The organism is Deltaproteobacteria bacterium (genome assembly GCA_035063765.1).
Lineage (GTDB): Bacteria > Myxococcota_A > UBA9160 > UBA9160 > PR03 > CAADGG01.
Genome location: JAPSFT010000007.1, coordinates 199,465 through 216,297 on the forward strand (window position 1 = coordinate 199,465; position 16,833 = coordinate 216,297).

14 protein-coding genes and 1 pseudogene are annotated in these 16,833 nt (G+C 75.7%); 7 read left to right on the forward strand and 8 right to left on the reverse strand.

Features of this window, described 5'->3' with window-relative positions:
- Nucleotide 1 precedes the first annotated feature (1 nt).
- Nucleotides 2-982, reverse strand: coding sequence for a creatininase family protein (locus OZ948_07310; GenBank protein MEB2344529.1), 981 nt, complete (start codon nt 980-982; stop codon nt 2-4).
- A gap of 168 nt (nt 983-1,150) precedes the next feature.
- On the opposite strand from OZ948_07310, the gene OZ948_07315 reads away from it, so the two are divergent.
- From OZ948_07315 to OZ948_07325, 3 genes are read left to right on the forward strand one after another with little or no spacing between them, the layout of a single operon-like run.
- Entirely contained in the window at nt 1,151-2,737 is a 1,587-nt protein-coding gene (locus OZ948_07315; GenBank protein MEB2344530.1) for a hypothetical protein, read from the forward strand.
- A 46-nt stretch (nt 2,738-2,783) separates the two neighbouring features.
- Complete coding sequence (locus OZ948_07320) at nt 2,784-4,331, forward strand: hypothetical protein (GenBank protein MEB2344531.1); 1,548 nt, start codon at nt 2,784-2,786, stop codon at nt 4,329-4,331.
- A complete protein-coding gene (locus OZ948_07325) occupies nt 4,328-5,815 on the forward strand; it encodes a GTPase domain-containing protein (protein ID MEB2344532.1) in 1,488 nt (495 codons plus the stop codon). The genes OZ948_07320 and OZ948_07325 overlap by 4 nt, the downstream gene beginning before the upstream one ends.
- On the opposite strand, the gene OZ948_07330 is transcribed toward OZ948_07325, so the two are convergent.
- Together OZ948_07330 and OZ948_07335 are read right to left on the reverse strand one after the other, a co-directional pair.
- A complete protein-coding gene (locus tag OZ948_07330; protein ID MEB2344533.1) occupies nt 5,722-6,633 on the reverse strand; it encodes a diacylglycerol kinase family protein in 912 nt (303 codons plus the stop codon). The two genes, OZ948_07325 and OZ948_07330, sit on opposite strands and share 94 nt — an antisense overlap.
- 19 nt (nt 6,634-6,652) lie before the next feature.
- Nucleotides 6,653-7,480, reverse strand: a complete 828-nt coding sequence (locus tag OZ948_07335) for a prolipoprotein diacylglyceryl transferase (protein MEB2344534.1) — start codon at nt 7,478-7,480, stop codon at nt 6,653-6,655.
- A 65-nt stretch (nt 7,481-7,545) separates the two neighbouring features.
- Between OZ948_07335 and OZ948_07340 the strand changes: the two genes are divergently transcribed.
- A complete protein-coding gene (locus OZ948_07340) occupies nt 7,546-8,703 on the forward strand; it encodes an AI-2E family transporter (GenBank protein ID MEB2344535.1) in 1,158 nt (385 codons plus the stop codon).
- A gap of 260 nt (nt 8,704-8,963) precedes the next feature.
- Here the strand turns inward: OZ948_07340 and OZ948_07345 are convergent, their stop codons facing one another.
- Both OZ948_07345 and OZ948_07350 read right to left on the reverse strand, forming a co-directional pair.
- The gene (locus OZ948_07345) at nt 8,964-9,785 is read right to left on the reverse strand and encodes an enoyl-CoA hydratase (GenBank protein ID MEB2344536.1); all 822 of its coding nucleotides are present in this window, start codon (nt 9,783-9,785) and stop codon (nt 8,964-8,966) included.
- A 27-nt stretch (nt 9,786-9,812) separates the two neighbouring features.
- A complete protein-coding gene (locus tag OZ948_07350) occupies nt 9,813-10,988 on the reverse strand; it encodes a right-handed parallel beta-helix repeat-containing protein (protein ID MEB2344537.1) in 1,176 nt (391 codons plus the stop codon).
- 161 nt (nt 10,989-11,149) lie between these two features.
- Between OZ948_07350 and OZ948_07355 the strand changes: the two genes are divergently transcribed.
- Together OZ948_07355 and OZ948_07360 are read left to right on the forward strand one after the other, a co-directional pair.
- Complete coding sequence (locus OZ948_07355) at nt 11,150-11,284, forward strand: hypothetical protein (GenBank protein ID MEB2344538.1); 135 nt, start codon at nt 11,150-11,152, stop codon at nt 11,282-11,284.
- A complete protein-coding gene (locus OZ948_07360) occupies nt 11,281-11,697 on the forward strand; it encodes a hypothetical protein (GenBank protein MEB2344539.1) in 417 nt (138 codons plus the stop codon). Before OZ948_07355 ends, OZ948_07360 begins: the two co-directional genes overlap by 4 nt.
- Here the strand turns inward: OZ948_07360 and ilvD are convergent.
- Nucleotides 11,684-13,390, reverse strand: coding sequence for a dihydroxy-acid dehydratase (gene ilvD, locus OZ948_07365; protein MEB2344540.1), 1,707 nt, complete (start codon nt 13,388-13,390; stop codon nt 11,684-11,686). The two genes, OZ948_07360 and ilvD, sit on opposite strands and share 14 nt — an antisense overlap.
- A 29-nt stretch (nt 13,391-13,419) precedes the next feature.
- Nucleotides 13,420-14,391 (reverse strand): alpha/beta hydrolase, encoded by a 972-nt coding sequence (locus OZ948_07370; protein ID MEB2344541.1) that lies wholly within the window; start codon nt 14,389-14,391, stop codon nt 13,420-13,422.
- A 729-nt stretch (nt 14,392-15,120) separates the two neighbouring features.
- Between OZ948_07370 and OZ948_07375 the strand changes: the two are divergent.
- Nucleotides 15,121-15,486: pseudogene (locus tag OZ948_07375) on the forward strand (VCBS repeat-containing protein).
- Nucleotides 15,487-16,026: 540 nt separating this feature from the next.
- On the opposite strand, the gene OZ948_07380 reads toward OZ948_07375, so the two are convergent.
- Nucleotides 16,027-16,800: an enoyl-CoA hydratase-related protein gene (locus OZ948_07380; GenBank protein MEB2344542.1), complete on the reverse strand. Its 774-nt coding sequence runs from the start codon at nt 16,798-16,800 to the stop codon at nt 16,027-16,029.
- Nucleotides 16,801-16,833: the final 33 nt, after the last annotated feature.

A 16,833-nucleotide genomic window follows, 5' to 3' on the forward strand; every position in this document is an offset into this window, starting at 1 on the left:
CTCAGCCTCGCGCCGGGTTCGGGACACCGAGCAGCGCGTCGAAGAGGCGCACCGCGGCGGGGTGCACGAAGAGCGCGCGCAGCTTCCAGAGCGGCGAGTGCCACTGTGCCGCCGGAAGCCGCCCCTCCCAGAGCTCGACGACGGCCTCCGCGGTGTGCCGCGCGAGCGTGTCGAGGATCGCCTCGCCGAGCTCGGGGGAGGCGCCGGCGGGCGCTCCCGAGTAGGTCTCCTCGGCGAAGAAGCGCAGCGCCGCCCGGAAGGCCGCGAGCATCTCCGGCACGGCGGCCAGCTTCCCGCGCGGCGCCCTCGGCTTCGCCTCGCCGCGCTCCTCGAGCCACAGGTCCACCGTGCGCCGCGGCAGGCCCTTGTAGTCGGGGTCCACCCACTCCGGGTGCAGTGCGAGGAGCTGCGCGGTCTCGACCAGGCCGCCGTGGGTGTCGCCCTCGAGGTCGGCCTTGCGCACGCCCGGCAGGTGGCCGAGCACCTCGCCGAGCTCCGAGCCGCCGTCGTTCAGGCGCGAGAGCATCATCGAGAACACCGAGACCATGCGGATCCCGCGCGCGCGGCTCACGCGGTCGCAGGCGGTCTCGATCGCGAGGAAGTGGCGCGGGCTGCCGTGGAAGTTCGAGACCATCACGTCGCGGAAGCCCTGCGCCGCCAGCGAGCGGCCCAGGTCCTCGAGCACCGCGATCGTCGTCGAGGGGCGGAAGGCGAGCGTGCCGGGCTGGGGCACGCCGTCACAGGCGGCGTACACGAAGGGCAGCTTCAGGAAGGGACGCCCCCGGTGCGGCTCGGGCAGGAAGCGCAGCGCGCGCTCGGCGAGCCCCTCGCCCTCGAGCAGGTCGGCGCCGAGCGGCAGGTGCGGCCCGTGCACCTCGAGCGGCGAGCAGGTGACCATCACGACCGCCCGCGCGCGGTCGATGCGGTCGAACTGGCGCTTGGTGAGCGTCTCCCAGCGGAGCGGGCGGGGGGCGTCGGACACGGGGTCCCTCCTCGGTCGGGAGCGGGCCTCCGAGTCTAACCTGCCCGGCAGATGCTAGAGTGGCCGCCGCCCCCTCCTCCTCCCGACGCGCGCCCGGCCGGTCGTGACCGCTTCCGTCACGGCCCCGGTCGAGACTCGGGCGTCGCCGCTGCCGCGAGGAGGTCTCCGATGTTCGACCCGACCCTCGAGTCCGCTCTCGCCGACACCGGCCCGGCCGAGGCCGACGAGGCCCTGCCGCTCCTGCTCCACGTGCGCGACCCGGAGCTGGTCCTGGAGCTCGAGGCCATCGCCGATCCGCGCGAGCGCGAGGCGCTGGCGCTCGCGGCGCTGCGGATCGGCTGGATCGCGCTGCGCTCGGCGAGGGGACAGGTGGACGCGCAGGCCGTGCGCGGTGAGGTGGAGCGGCTGCTCGCGGAGCTGCGCGGCGGGCTCGACGCCCACCGCAGCCAGCTCCAGGAGCAGCTCGGCCGCGCCCTGCGCGAGTACTTCGACCCCGAGGGCGGGCGCTTCGAGGAGCGCGTGCGCCGGCTCGTCCAGGACGACGGCGAGCTCGCGACCGTGATCCGCGGGCAGGTGGCGGGCTCGGACTCGGCGCTGGCGCGCACGCTCGCGCAGCACGTCGGCGAGGGCAGCGCGCTCCTGCGCACGCTCGACCCCACCAACGCCGAGGGGCTCGTCGCCGGCCTCACGCGGCTGGTCGACGACGCGCTCGGCGCCCAGCGCCAGGCGATCCTCGGCGAGTTCTCGCTCGACAACCGCGAGGGGGCCCTGGCCCGCCTGGTGGGCGAGCTGACCCAGAGCCACGGCCGGCTCTCCGAGGCGCTCTCGCTGCGCATCGACGCCGTCGTGAAGGAGTTCTCGCTCGACGCCGACGACTCCGCGCTCTCGCGCCTGGTCCAGCGCGTCGAGCGCGCGCAGCAGCAGATCAACGCCGAGTTCACGCTCGACTCGGAGACCTCGGCGCTGGCGCGCCTGCGCCGCGAATGGCTGGCGATCGCCGAGAAGATGGCCGGCCAGGTCGGGGAGATGCAGACGCGGCTCGAGGTGGAGCTCGCGAAGCTCACGACCGCGCGCGAGCGCGACGCGCGCACGACCGCCCACGGCACCGCCTTCGAGGAGGGCCTCCTGCGCTGGCTCGAGCAGCGGGCCCTCGCGCAGGGAGACGTGTTCCAGGCGGTCGGCGCGACGACCGGCTCGATCAAGCACTGCAAGGTCGGCGACGCGGTCGTCGAGCTCGGGCCCGAGCACCGGGCGGCCGGCGCGCGCGTCGTCGTCGAGGCCAAGGAGGACGCGAGCTGCACCTTCGCGAAGGCGCGTGCGGAGGTCGACGAGGCGCGCCGCAACCGCAGCGCGTCGGCGGGCGTGTTCGTGCACTCGGCGCGCAGCGCGCCCGAGGGGTTCCCGCTCTTCCACGCGACGGGCGAGGACGTGTTCGTCGTCTGGGATCTCGACGACCCGGCGAGCGACGTGCGGATCGAGGCGGCGCTCGCGGTCGCCCGCGCCCTCGCGACCCGCGCGCGGGGCGCACGCACCACGCAGGTGGACTTCGAGGCCGTCGAGCGCGCGATCCGCGACGTCGAGAAGCAGCTCGAGGGGATCACGGTGATCGAGACGAGCGCCGGCACGATCGCGGGCGGCGTCGAGAAGATCCAGGAGCGCGTCCGGATCCTGCGCAAGAACCTGACGGCGGCCGTCGCAGCCCTCGACGCGGGCTTCGACGATGCGCGCCGCGAGCTGACCGGCGCGGAAGGCTAGACGCGGGGGACACCCGCGGGGCGGGCCGGCCGCTACCCTGCGGCGCGTGCCCCCGAGCGCGCCCCCGCACGGCCACGACGAGCAGGATCCCGAGCGGGCGCTCGCCCGCGTCCTGCTCGTCCAGGCCTGCGAGGAGAGCGATCCCGAGGCGCGCTTCGTGGCGCGGCGCGAGCGCGAGGCCGCCGGGCGCGAGGCGCGCGCCGCCGCCGCGGGGCGCCCCGACGAGGCGCAGCGCTTCGTCGCCGGGCGGGCCCGGGGGCTCGCGGAGACCCTCGCCCGGCGCCATCCGGCGCTGCGCGGAGCGCTCGCGGCGCTGCGGCTGCGGATCCCGGGCGCGCCCGTGCTGCTCGGGGCCCTCGCCGTGGGCTTCACGGCCGACGTGCTCGGCGGCGAGCGCCGGATCAACCTGCTCGCCTTCCCGCTGCTCGGGCTCCTGCTCTGGAACGGAGCGATCTACCTGCTCCACGCGCTGGCCCCACTCCTGGTGCAGCACGAGCGCGAGCCGGCGGCCGCGCTCGCGAAGGGCGTCACGCGTCTGGCCGGCTGGCTCGCCCGGCGCCGCCTCGCGGGCGTGGCGCCCGAGGAGGCGCGCTGGCTCGGCGCGTCCCTGCGCCGGTTCACCGCGCGCTGGAGCGCCGCCACGGGCCGGATCCTGGGCGCGCGCCTGCGCCGCCTCCTGCACCTGGGAGCGCTCGGCTTCGCGGCCGGGATCGTCGCGGGCATGTACGTGCGCGGGCTCGCCTTCGAGTACCGGGCGAGCTGGGAGAGCACCTTCCTCGACGCGCCCCAGGCCGCCGCCCTGCTCGGCGCGGTGCTGGGCCCGGCGGCCGCGCTGCTCGACGTGCTCCGCCCGCAGCTCGAGCCCTCCGCCGCCGCGCTGCTCGCCGAGCCCGCGATCGCCGCGCTGCGCGCGCCCGGTGAAGGGCCCGCGGCGACCTGGATCCACCTGTGGGCGCTCACGGCGGGCGCGGCGATCGTGCTGCCGCGCGCGGCGCTCGCGTGGCGCGAGGGCCGGCACGCACGCCGGCTCGCGGCGCGCCTCGCGCCCAACCTCGACGAGCCCTACTTCCTGCGCCTGCGGGCTCCCGACCGGGGCGCCGGCGTCCGGGTCGAGGTCCTTCCCTACAGCCACCGCCTGGCAGCCGCCTCGCAGGATGCGCTCCTCGAGGTGCTGCACGAGCTCTTCGGCAACCGCGCGCAGGTGGAGGTGCGGGCCCCCCTCGACTACGGCTCCGAGGCGCCGCCGCCCGGCAGCGCGCCGCCGCCCCAGGCGCGCGTCGTCGTCTTCAACCTCGCCCAGCCCCCCGAGGAGGAGGTCCACGGCGCCTTCCTGGCGGGGCTGCGCCAGGCGCAGTCGGCCGCCGAGCCGCCGCCGGCCCTGCTCCTCCTGCTCGACGAGGAGCCCTACCGGGCGCGCCTCGGCGACGGCGGCGGGCAGGACCGGATCGGCCAGCGCCGGCGCGCCTGGGAGCGGGTCGCACGGACGCACGACCTGCGCTGCGCCGCGCTGCGCCCGCTCGGGGCCGACGCCGACGCCACGCTCGACGACGCCCGCGAGGCGCTGGACCGAAGCCCCGCCGGAGCGGCGGCGTGAAGCCCCGCGCGGTCGTCCTCTCGCTCGTCTCCCACACGAACGTCGGCAAGACCACGCTCGCGCGGACCCTCCTGCGCCGCGAGGTCGGTGAGGTCTTCGACCAGGCCCACGTCACCGAGGAGACCGAGCGCTTCGTGCTGCTCGAGACCGAGGGCGGCGACCGCGTGGTGCTGGCCGACAACCCGGGCTTCGGGGACTCGGCGCGGCTCCTCGGCCGGCTGCGCGGCCTCGACAACCCGCTCGGCTGGCTGGTGGCGCAGGTCTGGGACCGCTTCGCCGACCGCGCGCTCTTCTGCTCGCAGCAGGCGGTGCGCCACGTGCGCGACGAGGCCGACGTCGTGCTCTACCTGGTGAACGCGAGCGAGGACCCCGAGGCCGCCGGCTACGTCGCGCCCGAGCTCGAGATCCTGGGCTGGATCGGGCGCCCCGTCGTGGTGCTGCTGAACCAGACCGGCGTCGCGGGCGACGCGGCGGCGCGCGCCCGCGACCTGGCGCGCTGGCAGGCGGCCCTCGCCGCTCACCCCGTCGTACGCAGGACGCTCGCGCTCGACGCCTTCACGCGCTGCTGGGTCCAGGAGGGGCTGCTCTTCGAGGAGCTGCGCGCGCTGGTGGCCGAGGACCGCCGCGATCTCCTGGACGCGCTGCTCGCGCGCTGGCGCAGCGAGCAGCGCGCGGCGCTGCGCGACGCGGTCGACGCCATGGCCGGGCTCCTGGCCGCGGCGGCCTGCGACGGCGAGCCGGTGACCCGCAGCGCCCTCGGCGCCGCCGAGCGCAAGCGCGCCGCCGGGGCGCTGGCACGCCGCCTCGAACAGGCGATGGCCGAGACCAACGACGCGCTGATCGCCGGCCAGGGCCTCGCCGGCGAGGCGGCCGAGGAGCTGCGCGTGGAGCTGGCCGACGTGAGCGGCGGCGAATCGGCCGCCGCGCCCTGGCGCAGCCCGATGCTGGGCGGGCTCGTCGGCGGCGCGCTCGGGGGCCTCGTCGCCGACGTCGCCCACGGTGGGCTCACGCTGGGGGGCGGCATGCTGGCGGGCGCCCTGCTCGGCGCGGCCGGCGCGCGCGGCCTGGCGCTCGGCATGGAGCTCCTGCGCGGCGACACCGCCTCGCGGGCGGTGTGGTCGCTGGCCTTCCTCGAACGCCTTGCAACCGACACGATTCTGCGTTATCTGGCGGTCGCGCACTTCGGGCGCGGGGCCGGGCCCTACCGGGTGCGGGAGCAGCCCGCGCTCTGGCGCGGGGTCGCCGAGCGCGCGCTCGGGCCCCAGCGCGGCGGCCTGCGCGGGGTCTTCGAGCGCGCGCGCAAGGAGGGCGACGGGCCGGAGCGCCGCGCGATCGCGCTCGACTGCGCGCCGCCGCTCGCGGCGGCCGTGCACGCAGCGCTCGCCGAGCTCTACCCCGAGGCCGCGGCCCTGCTGGCCCGCGACGCCAGCACCGGCACCGCCCGCGCGGCGAGCGCCAGCGCGACCGGCGTCGTCCCCGCGTAGTCGCCGTCGAGCTGCACCGCCACCGGCGCGGGCGCCGTCACCTCGAGCGCGCCGGCCGGGCGCAAGAGCACGTCGTCGCGCGCGCCGAGCCGGCCGCGGAAGGCCGGGAGCACGAAGCGGAACAGGTCGGGCCCGCTCGCGCGCCGGAACAGACAGGCGTGCAGGCGGCCGTCGTCGGGCTCCGCCTCCGGGGTCACGCGCAGGACGCCGCCGTAGTTCGAGAGCCGGCCCACGATCGCGAAGCCGCAGGCGACCGGCGCGCCCCCGTCGAGGCGGACCGCGAGCTGCGGCGCGCGGTAGCCGAGCAGGGTGCGCGTGATCGGCACGACGTAGCCGCGGAAGCCGAGTCGGCCCCGGCGCGTGCGCGCGATCGCCTCGGTCACCTGCGCGTCGAAGCCGATGCCGGCCACCGACAGGAAGCGCAGCAGCGGGCCGGCGCCGAAGCGGGCCAGGCCGAGGTCGAGCCGGCGCGCGGCGCCGCGCTCGATCAGCGCCGCGAGCGCCGCGGGCGCGGCCGGCACCCCGAGCGCGCGGGCCAGCATGTTGGCGGTCCCGAGCGGCATCGGCGCGAGCAGGGTCGCGCCCGGGTCGGCGAGGCCGTTCAGGATCTCGGCGAGCGTGCCGTCGCCGCCGGCCGCGACGATGCAGTCCACCTTGCCCTCCGCCTCCGCGGCGTAGCGCCCGGCGTCGCCGCGCGCCGCCGTGACCCGCGCCTCGACCGCGTGGCCGCGGGCCTCGAGCGCACGGACCAGGGCGCCGGCGCCGCCGCGCGCGCCGCCGAGGCCGGCCGCCGGGTTGCCCACCACCAGCACCCTCACCACGGCCCCGCGCGCGCCGTCACGTTCCGGCGTCGGCTGCGGCGGGACTGCGCCGGGCGCACACGGCCAGACCCGCGAGGCCCGCCGCCACCAGCGCCGCCGAGAGCAGGCTGCTCGACGGGATCCCGATCCCGGCCAGGTGGGCCCAGATCGTGCCCGGATCGTGGAAGCGCAGCAGGTCCATGAGCAGGCGCTGGGTCCCGATCCAGACCAGGAAGGCGAAGAAGACCACGCCGTCGGCGAGCCGCGCGCGCCACAGCGCCGAGAGCGCGAAGAAGCCCAGGAAGCCGAGCGCGGAGGTGTAGAGCTGGGTCGGGTGCACCGGCACGCCGGCGAAGGCCGCGTGGGCGCCGCTGCCGGGCGGGAAGGCCAGGCAGAACCAGCCCTCGCAGGGATGCCCGTAGCAGCAGCCGTTCAGGAAGCAGCCGATCCGGGTGATGCCCTCGCCGAGCAGCACCGAGGGCATGAGGGCGTCGGCGGTGCGCAGGAGGGGAAGCCCGCGCCAGGCCAGGTAGCCGAGGCCCGAGAGGGTGGCGAGCACCACACCGCCCATCATCGACAGCCCCGAGAAGCCGAAGCGCCGGCTGCCGAAGGGGTTGACGGCGTCCAGCCAGCTCGCACCCGGCCCGGCGAAGGCGTCGAGGTGCGTGGCCACCCACAGGAGCCGCGCGCCGATCAGCGAGGTGGCGAGCGCGACCAGGCAGGCGTCGATCACGCGCTCTTCGTCGATGCCGCGCGCGCGGGCACGGCGGCGCCCGATCGCGATGCCCACCGCGAAGGCGATCGTGAGCGCGACGCCGTAGCTCGGGACCTCGTAGCTGCCGATGTGGAACAGGATCGGGTGCAAGGCGGAGGCAGGATCGCACGGCCGCGTCGGGGACGCGAGCGGCGCGTGGTAGGCTCCTTCCGGTCATGCCCGAGCTGCCCAGCGCCGCACCGCTGCCGGACGGATCCCGCGACCGCGAGTTCGTGGTCCGCGCCGCGCGCTGGGGCATCGTCGCCGCCGGCGTCCTCGGCGCGCTGCTCCTCCTGCTCTGGGTATTGAAGGCCGCGCTGACGCCGCTCGCGGCGGCCTTCGTGATCGCCTACCTCCTCGATCCCCTGATCGACTGGTTCGAGCGGCACCGCGTGCGGCGCTCGTTCGCGATCTTCCTGCTGCTCGGCCTCGCGGGCGGCGGCGTGCTCGGCTTCCTGCTCTTCGTGATCCCGCGCGTGGTGGCGGAGATCTCGGCGCTCACCGAGCAGATGCCGGCCTACCTCGAGCGCTTCGTCACCGAGGTCGTGCCGGCCGTCGAGCAGCGCGTGGGGATCGACCTGCCCAGGACGCTCGACGGCCTGCTCGGCGAGCTGCGCGGCGCCGAGCTCACCGTGCTCGGCACCCTGCGTGACCTGCTCACCGGCACCCTCGCCACCCTGACCGGCACGGTCGGGGTCGTCGTCGGGCTCCTCGTGATCCCGATCCTCGCCTACTACCTCCTGGTCCAGTTCGACGAGGTGGTGCGGCGCATCGGCGAAGGGGTGCCGCCCCGCCACCGCGACTCCGTGTTCGAGAAGGTCCGCACCATCGACCGCCTGGTGTCGGGCTTCCTGCGCGGGCAGATGCTGGTGGCCGCGACCCTCGGCGTGCTCTACGCGGCGGGCTTCTCGCTGATCGGGATCGACCTCGCGATCGGCGTCGGGCTGCTGGCGGGCGCGCTGGCGCTGGTCCCCTACCTCGGCAACATCGTCGCCCTCGGGACGGCGACGGTGCTGTGCGTGCTCAAGTTCGGCATCGACGGACACCTGCTCGCCGTGATCGGCTGGTACCTGGTGGTGCAGAGCCTCGAGGGCTTCGTCCTGACCCCGCGCATCGTGGGCAGCAGCGTCGGCCTGCACCCCGCCGCCGTCATCGTGGCCCTCCTGATCGGCGGTGATCTCTTCGGCTTCCTGGGCCTCCTGATCGCCGTCCCCGTCGCCGCGGTCGTGAAGGTCTTCGTCGCCGAGGCGCTCCACGCCTACCGCCGCTCCTCCCTCTTCGGCGACGACACCGCCCTCGCCTCCGCCCCACCTCCCCTCGACGAAGCCCCCTGACCCGCCCGCCGCAGGGCTCGGCAAGGAGGGCCCCACCCCTCCGCAAGGAGGGGCCCGCCCGCCTCCGCAAGGAGGGGCCGCAGGGCGGGCCGGTTTCCGCGCGCAGAGCGCAGCGCCGTTGGCGGCCCCGAAGCCCGGCGCAGGCAGCCGCGCGCGAGTCTCGAGCACGGAAACCGGCCCGCCCTGCGGCCCCGGCGCCCGCTTGGACCACCGCGGCGCCCGCCGCCCCGAAGCTCGGCGCAGGCGCCGCGCGCGAGTCCCTAGATCCGCCCGAACTTCGGCAGCCGCTTCTCGAGGAACGAGGTGACGCCCTCCCGGAAGTCGGGCCGCTCGAAGCTCTCGAGCATCAGCCGCACCGACTCGCGCTCGGCGTCGCCGAGCGAGTCCGTGAGGTTGCGCCAGACCTGGCTCTTCATGATGCGCAGGGAGGTCGGCGAGCAGTGCGCCGCCACGTCCTCGGCCCAGGCGCGCACGTGCTTGCCGAGCTCGGCGCCCGGGAGCACGCGGTTCACGAGGCCGATGCGCTCGGCCTCCGCGGCGTCGACCTTGCGCGCGGAGAAGAGCAGGTCGAGCGCGTGGGCGGGGCCGACCAGGCGCGGCAGGAGCCAGGCCAGGCCCCACTCGGCGACCAGGCCGCGGCGCGAGAAGGCGGTCGTGAAGACCGCCGTGTCGGACGCGAAGCGCAGGTCCGCGCAGCAGGCGATCGGCACCGCCATGCCGGCGCAGGGCCCGTTGATCGCTGCCACCACCGGCTTGCGGATCGACATCAGATAGGTGTAGGTGCCGCGGAACGAATCGCCGATCGCCGGGTCGCCCGGGTCGGCGGCGAGGTCGGTGGTCGCGACCAGCGAGCGGTCGCCCCGGGTGATCGCCTGGAGCTGGGTCAGGTCGGCGCCCGCGCAGAAGCCGCGGCCAGCGCCGGTCAGCACGATCACCACGACGCGCGGGTCGGCCTCCGCCGCCGCCAGCGCGTGCTTCACCTCGGCCGCCATCCGGTTGGTCCAGGCGTTGAGCTGGGCGGGCCGGTTCAGCGTGATCGTCGCGACCGGGTCGTCGACGTCGTACAGGATCTGCTCGTACACGGCGCTCTCCTCGGCGGGCGGCGCGCGTCAGGGTAGGCGACGGCGGCGCCGGCGCGCGAGGGCGGCGAGCGCGGCGGCGGCGACCGCAGCCGCCGCGGCACCGGCGGGCTCGGGCGCGGCCTCGTAGGCACCGAGGTCGCAAGAGAAGCCCGGCAGGCCGTCGCCGTTCGTGACGCGCGGGAAGCCCGGGCCGCGCTGGTCGGTGGCGAGCACGGTGCCGCTCGCGTCGCGGCAGTCGGTGTCGCCGGCGTCGATCGCGGCGCTGCCCGGCTGGAGGGCGTGGGTCGCGGTCGGCCCGCCGTTGGCGGCGAGCGCGGCCAGCCCGGCCGGCGCGCCCTCGAGGTCGTTCGGGCCGGAGAGCCCGCAGGTCAGGTCGCTCGCCAGGTTGAAGTCCAGGGACGTGAGCGCGCCGCTGCAGGGCTCGGCGAAGATCGTGTGCCGGGCCTCGAGCACGGCCGCGCCGCCGACGAAGACGCTCTCGCCCCCGTTGTCGGCGAGCGTGACGCTGTACAGGCTCGTCGTCCCCGGGCTCGCCCCCTCGACCGCCGCGATCCCGCCGCCGTCGGCCGCGCCGTTGCCCGAGAGCGTCGTGTTCACGAGCTCGACCACGCCGCCCGCGTTGCGCAGGGCGCCGCCCGCCGCGCTGGCCTGGTTGTCGTCGAGCAGGCAGCGCTCGACCCGCAGGGTGGCCGCGTCCACCTCGATGCCGCCCCCATTCTGCGCCGCGTTGTCGCGGACCCGGCAGTCGCTCAGGACGACGTCGGCGCCGGCCTGGAGCTGGAGCGCGCCGCCGTTGCCGCCGGCCGCCGACCCGTTGGCCACCGTGATCGACGCGAGCGTGAAGGCGACCCCCGCGTTCACGGTGAGCGGCCGGTAGAGCGCGGCGCCGTCGATCGTGATCCGGTCGGCGCCGCCGCCGTCGATCGTGAGGGTACGCTCGATCGCGGGGAGCGGCGCATCCAGCGTGACCGTCCCGTCGAGACCGCCGTCGAAGACGATCCGGTCGTCGCCGCCGCCCTGGCGCTCGCAGCCGAAGCGGTCGTCGTTCGGGAAGTCGTTCACCATCTCGATCGCCTCGTCGAGCTCGCACTCGCTCGGCGGAGCGTTGATCTGGAGCGTGGTGACCTCGATCGTCCCGGCGGAAGCGGTACCCACGCCGGCCAGGCAGGTGGCCAGCGCGATCGGCAGGGTCGAGCGGAGCAAGGAGACCTCCTTCGGGGGGAAGGGGGCGGGCACAGCATGCCGGGAAGGGATCGGCACCGCCACCGGTGAGGATCCGCCCGTGCTCCGCGGACGGGCGCACGCCCGGAACGAAGGCCATGATCGAGGGGGCGAGGGGCCGGCGGCGGGGAGAGGACGTGGCGATGCAGGCGAACGAGCTCGGGGCCGGGCTCACGGTGGCGAAGATGCCGGCGCAGTGGCGCGAGTGGCTGCCGGCGGAGGGCTTCACGGTCCTGCGGGCGATCGCGGTGGTCGCGCGGAGGCGGCCGGCGCCGTGAGCCTGCGCGGGGTGGCGGGTGCGATCGGCGTCGTCCTCGGGCTCCTCACGCTGGTCGCGGGCGGGCGCGTGATCCTCGGCGTCCCCGCGGCGGTGGCGAACGCGGGCGACTACGTGCCCTTCGTGCTCTGGTTCACCTTCCTCGCCGGCTTCGTCTACGTCGCCGCGGGCGTGGGGCTCGGGCTCGGGCGGCGCTGGGGCGCGCGCCTCGCCCTCGGGCTGGCGGCGGCGACCATCCTCGTCTTCGCCGCGTTCGGCGTCCACGTCGCGCGCGGGGGCGCCTTCGAGACGCGCACCGTCGTCGCGCTGACCTTTCGCAGCGCCCTCTGGTGCGCCCTCGCCTGGGTGGGCTACCGCACGACCGGGCAGCCGACACGATCGAGCGTTGATCCAGGGCCGGCTACTCGTCGGTGACGCAGCCCTCGGAGGCCGTGCGCACCGAGCGGACGTAGCGGGCCAGCACGCCGCGCCGGGCCGCCGCGGGCAGCGGCGGCGCCGTCCACGCCGCGCGGCGCCGGGCCAGCTCGTCCGGCGCCACCTCGACGTCGATCGTGCGCTGCTTGGCGTCGATCGTGATCCGGTCGCCGTCGCGGACGAGCGCGATCGGGCCGCCCTCCTGGGCCTCGGGCACGACGTGGCCGATGATGAAGCCGTGCGAGCCGCCGGAGAAGCGGCCGTCGGTGATGAGCGCCACGTGCGGGCCGAGGCCCGCGCCCATGATCACCGAGGTCGGCGTCAGCATCTCGGGCATACCGGGGCCGCCCTTCGGGCCCTCGTAGCGGATCACGACCACGTCGCCCTTGCGGATCTCGCCGCGTTCGACGGCGGCCAGCATCGCCTCCTCCTGGTCGAAGACGCGCGCCGGCCCGGAGAAGGCGAGCCCCTCCTTGCCGGTGATCTTCGCGACGGCGCCCTCGGGCGCGAGGCTCCCGCGCAGGATCGTGATGTGGCCGGTCGGCTTGATCGGGTCGTCCCAGGGCCGCACCACGTCCTGGCCCGGGCTGAGCCCGGGGAGATCGGCGAGGTTCTCGGCGAGGGTGCGGCCGGTCACGGTCATGCACCCGCCGTGCAGGAGTCCGCGCTCGAGGAGCAGCTTCAGCACCGCGGGGGTGCCGCCCACCCGGTGCAGGTCCTCCATCACGTAGCGGCCGCTCGGCTTCAGGTCGGCCAGGAAGGGGACGCGGTCGCAGACGGCCTGGAAGTCGTCGAGCGAGAGCGGGACATCGACCGCTCGCGCCATCGCGAGCAGGTGCAGCACCGCGTTGGTGGAGCCGCCGAGCAGCGAGACGATCGCGATCGCGTTCTCGAAGGCCGGCCGGGTCATGATGTCGCGCGGCTTGAGGTCGCGCTCGAGCAGGCCCCGGATCGCGAGGCCCGCGCGCCGGCACTCCTCGGCCTTGCCGGGGTCCTCGGCGGGCACCGAGCTGCTGTAGGGCAGCGCCATGCCGAGCGCCTCGATCGCGCTCGCCATCGTGTTGGCGGTGTACATGCCGCCGCAGGCGCCGGCGCCCGGGCAGGCGTGGCGCACGATGTCGCAGCGGGTGTCTTCGTCGATACGCTTGGCGATGTACTCGCCATACGACTGGAACGCCGAGACGATGTCGAGCGGCGCGCCGCCGCGGCCGTGCCCGGCCCGGATCGTCCCGCCGTAGACCATCAGCGCCGGGCGGTTCAGGCGCGCCATCGCGATCAGGCAGCCCGGCATGTTCTTGTCGCAGCCGGGGATCGCGACCAGCGCGTCGTACCACTGCGCGCCCATCACGGTCTCGACCGAGTCCGCGATCAGGTCACGCGAGGGCAGCGAGTAGCTCATGCCCTCGGTGCCCATCGAGATCCCGTCGGAGACCCCGATCGTGTTGAAGCGCATGCCCACGAGCCCCGCCGCGACCACGCCCTCCTTCACGAGCGCGCCGAGGTCGTTCAGGTGCATGTTGCAGGAGTTGCCCTCGTACCAGACCGAGGCGATCCCCACCTGCGCCTTGTCCATGTCGGCCTCGCGGAGACCGGTGGCGTAGAGCATCGCCTGCGAGGCGCCCTGGCTCTTCGGCTGGGTGATGCGGCGGCTCGTGCGGTTGAGGGGACGGGAGGGGCTCGGGGGTTCGGACATCACGGGACCTCGGAGAAGGATCCGGCAGTCTAGCAGCTGCCGCCGAGCGCTCCCGAGAGGAACTCGACGATCCGGCGGTTCGAGCGCTCCGCGATCGGGATCGGGAAGGCGTGGAAGCCGTGCACCCCGCCGGGCCAGACGTCCAGCTCCGCGCGGTTGCCCGCCGCCTGCCAGCGGGCCGCGAGGAAGAGCGAGTCGTCGAGCAGGGGATCGAGGGTGCCGACCGTGAGCAGGGCCGGCGGCAGCCCCGCGAGGTCGGCGTAGAGCGGCGACACGTCGGGATGGCGGCGCAGCTCGGGGCCGACGAAGTGGTCGGTGAACCACTCGATGATCGGCGTCGAGAGGATCAGGTTGCGCTCGCCCCAGCGCCGCACGCTCGGCGTGAGCGAGAGGTCGTAGGCGCCGAACAGGAGGTTCGCGGCGCGCACGCCCTGGAAGCCGTGGCGGTCGCGCAGGCGCAGCAGCGTCACGACCGCGAGGTGCGCGCCCGCGGACTCGCCGCCGATCGCGAGCCAGTCGCAGCCGAACTCGCGGCGCGCGTGCTCGGCCAGCCAGAGCGCCGCTGCCTCGCAGTCGTCGGGGCCGGCCGGGTAGGGATGCTCGGGCGCGAGCCGGTAGTCGACGCTCACCACCACGAGCCCGCACGCCTCGGCGAGCCGCAGGTTGGGAACGTCCGTGTGGTGCGGGGCGCCGAGCGTCCAGCCGCCGCCGTGGAGGTGCAGGTAGACGCCGCGCGGCGCGTCGGGCGCGATGACGCGGACCGGCACGGCGCCGGCCGGCCCCGGGATCGTGCGCGTCTTCGCCTGCGGCACGGTCACGACGGGACCCCAGACGCCCTCGCCGCGCTCGCGCGCGGCGCGGATCTCGGCCGGGCGCTGGTGGTGGATCGGCGTCGTCTGGGCGAGCACCCGCTCGATCGCGGCGTTCAGGGCGGCGGTCTCGGGCTCGATCGCCTCGGGAGCGAACGGGCCGGGACGGAGGGGATCGCGCTGCGCGGCCACGGGACGGCCTCCTCGGCCGGCGATCGTATCGCAGGGGGACCCCGTGGCTATGCTGGCCGCGTGCGGATCCAGGAGCTCGGCGCCCTCGCGCTCGCGGCGTGCGTGTCGTCCGCGCCGGCGCGCGCGCAGGCGCCCGTCGCGTTCGTCCTGCGCTCGCTCGCGTGCGACGGCCGCACGGTGGCGGCCGAGATCGCGGACTTCGACGGCGACGCCCGCGGTGATCTCCTCGCGCTCGTGACGCGCGGGGTCCCGCCCGACGAGCGCCGCACGATCGAGCTGCGCTTCGGAGCCGGGAGCGGCGAGCTCGCGGGCGAGCCCGAGCTGCGCACGCCGCTTCCGGCCGGCGCCGGCGCCTACGACGTGGGTGACCTCGACGGCCGGCCGGGGCAGGAGCTGCTGCTGCTCGGCAACGACGGCGTGACGGTGTTCTCCTTCGCCGGCCGAACGGCGCAGGTGCGGAGCCTGCGCGCGCCGATCCCGACGGCGGTGCCCGCCGCCGACGAGCGCGGCCTCGACCGGCTGCGCCTGCTGCGCGCGGAGCTCGGGCCGCGGCGCCTGCTGGTGCCCGGCCTCGGCGCGGCGGCAGTCCTCGACGCGGACGGCGCGGTGCTGGGCGTGCCGCGCATCGGGGCACGCGCCAACTACTTCCTCCCGCCGCGCCCCGGCCCGATCGTGTCGGAGAACGAGCTCGAGCTCTACTTCGACGTGCCGCGCCTCGAGCTCGCCGACGTGGACGGAGACGGGCACGCCGACCTGGTCGCCGCCGGCCGCCACGAGCTGCTCGTCTTCCTGCAGCGCGCGGACGGCCGCTTTGCGGCGGACCCCGACCGCATCGACCCGCTGCGGCTGATGGGCGAGGAGGATCACGTCCGCAACTCGGGGAGCGTCCGTGTCGACGTGCGCGACTGGGACGGCGACGGGCGCGCCGATCTGCTGGTCGTGCACGCGAGCGGCGGGCTGCTCCGAGCGGTGACGCGCACCCGCCTGCACCGCAACCGCGACGGCCGCTGGGACCTGGCCGCGCCGGACCAGATCTTCGAGCGCCGCGGAGGCGTCGAGGTGGACGAGCTCGTGGACGTCGACGGCGACGGTCGCCCGGAGCTGCTCCGCGCCTTCCTCCCGCTCGGCCTGCTCGACCTGGCGCGCCTGTTCGTGCAGCGGGCGATCCAGGTCGACGCCGCCCTGTACCGCAACGAGGGCGCGCACGGCTTCGCGAGCGAGCCCTGGGCGCGCAGCCGCTTCACGATGACCATGGACTTCGAGACGCTGCGCCCGAAGGGCTTCGTGCCGACCCTCGCGGCCGACTGGGACGGCGACGGCCACCGCGACCTGATCAGTGGTGGCGACGGCTCGGCGCTGGAGCTCTGGCTCGGCGGGCCGCGCCACCGCTTCGCGACGCGCCAGCTCCGCCAGCCGCTCGACACCGGCGGCCGCCTGCGCATCGGCGACCTCGACGCCGACCCCCTCCCCGACTTCGTCCTCTACGACCCCCGCACCCCCGGCGCCCCTCTGCGGCTCGGGGGACAGACCCGGCGATCCGGCGATTCTTTGGGGTACCTGCTCGCCCCAACCGACTGCGTGAGAATCGCCGGATCGCCGGGTCTGTCCCCTCTCCCCTCTCCCCCCGGCACGCGCTCAGCGGCCTTTCCAGGCGGGCTTGCGCTTGGCGGCGAAGGCGCGGGGGCCTTCGAGGAAGTCCTCGCTGCGCACGAGCTCGGCGATCTCGTCGTAGCGCGCGGTGAGCGACTCCTCGAGCGAGGCGTGTCCGAGGCTGCGCAGGGCCACGGCCTTGGTGGTGCGCACCGACACCGGTGAGCACTCGAGGATCGCACCGGCCCAGCGCCGCGCGGCCGCGAGCGCCTGGCCGGCCGGCACCACCTCGTTCACGAAGCCCAGGCGCTGGCCCTCCTCGGCGCCGACGCGGCGCCCGGTGAGCAGCATGCCCATCGCGTGCTTGAGCGGGATCTGGCGCGGGAGGCGCTGCAGGCCGCCCCCCAGCGCGGCCAGGCCGACGCGCGGCTCCGGCAGCGCGAAGACCGCCGTCTCCGCCGCCACCACGATGTCGCACGCCAGCACGATCTCGAAGCCGCCACCCATCGCGAGCCCGTTCACGGCCGCGATCAGGGGCTTCGGCAGGTCGAAGCGCGCGGTGAGCCCGCCGAAGCCCGACGCCGGCCAGTGGAGCTTGCCGCCGGCCGCCTGGTACTTGAGGTCGTTGCCCGCGGAGAACGCCCGGTCCCCCTGGCCGGTCACGATCGCGACCCACAGCTCGGGGTCGGCCGCAAACTCGTCGAAGGCGCGTGCGAGCTCCTCGCTGGCGGGCGGGTGGATCGCGTTCATCACCTCGGGGCGCGCGATCGTCACGACGAGGACGTGGCCGTCGCGCTCGACCTCGCAGAACTCGGGCATCGGGAGCCTCCTTCCGGGCACGGAGGCTAGCCG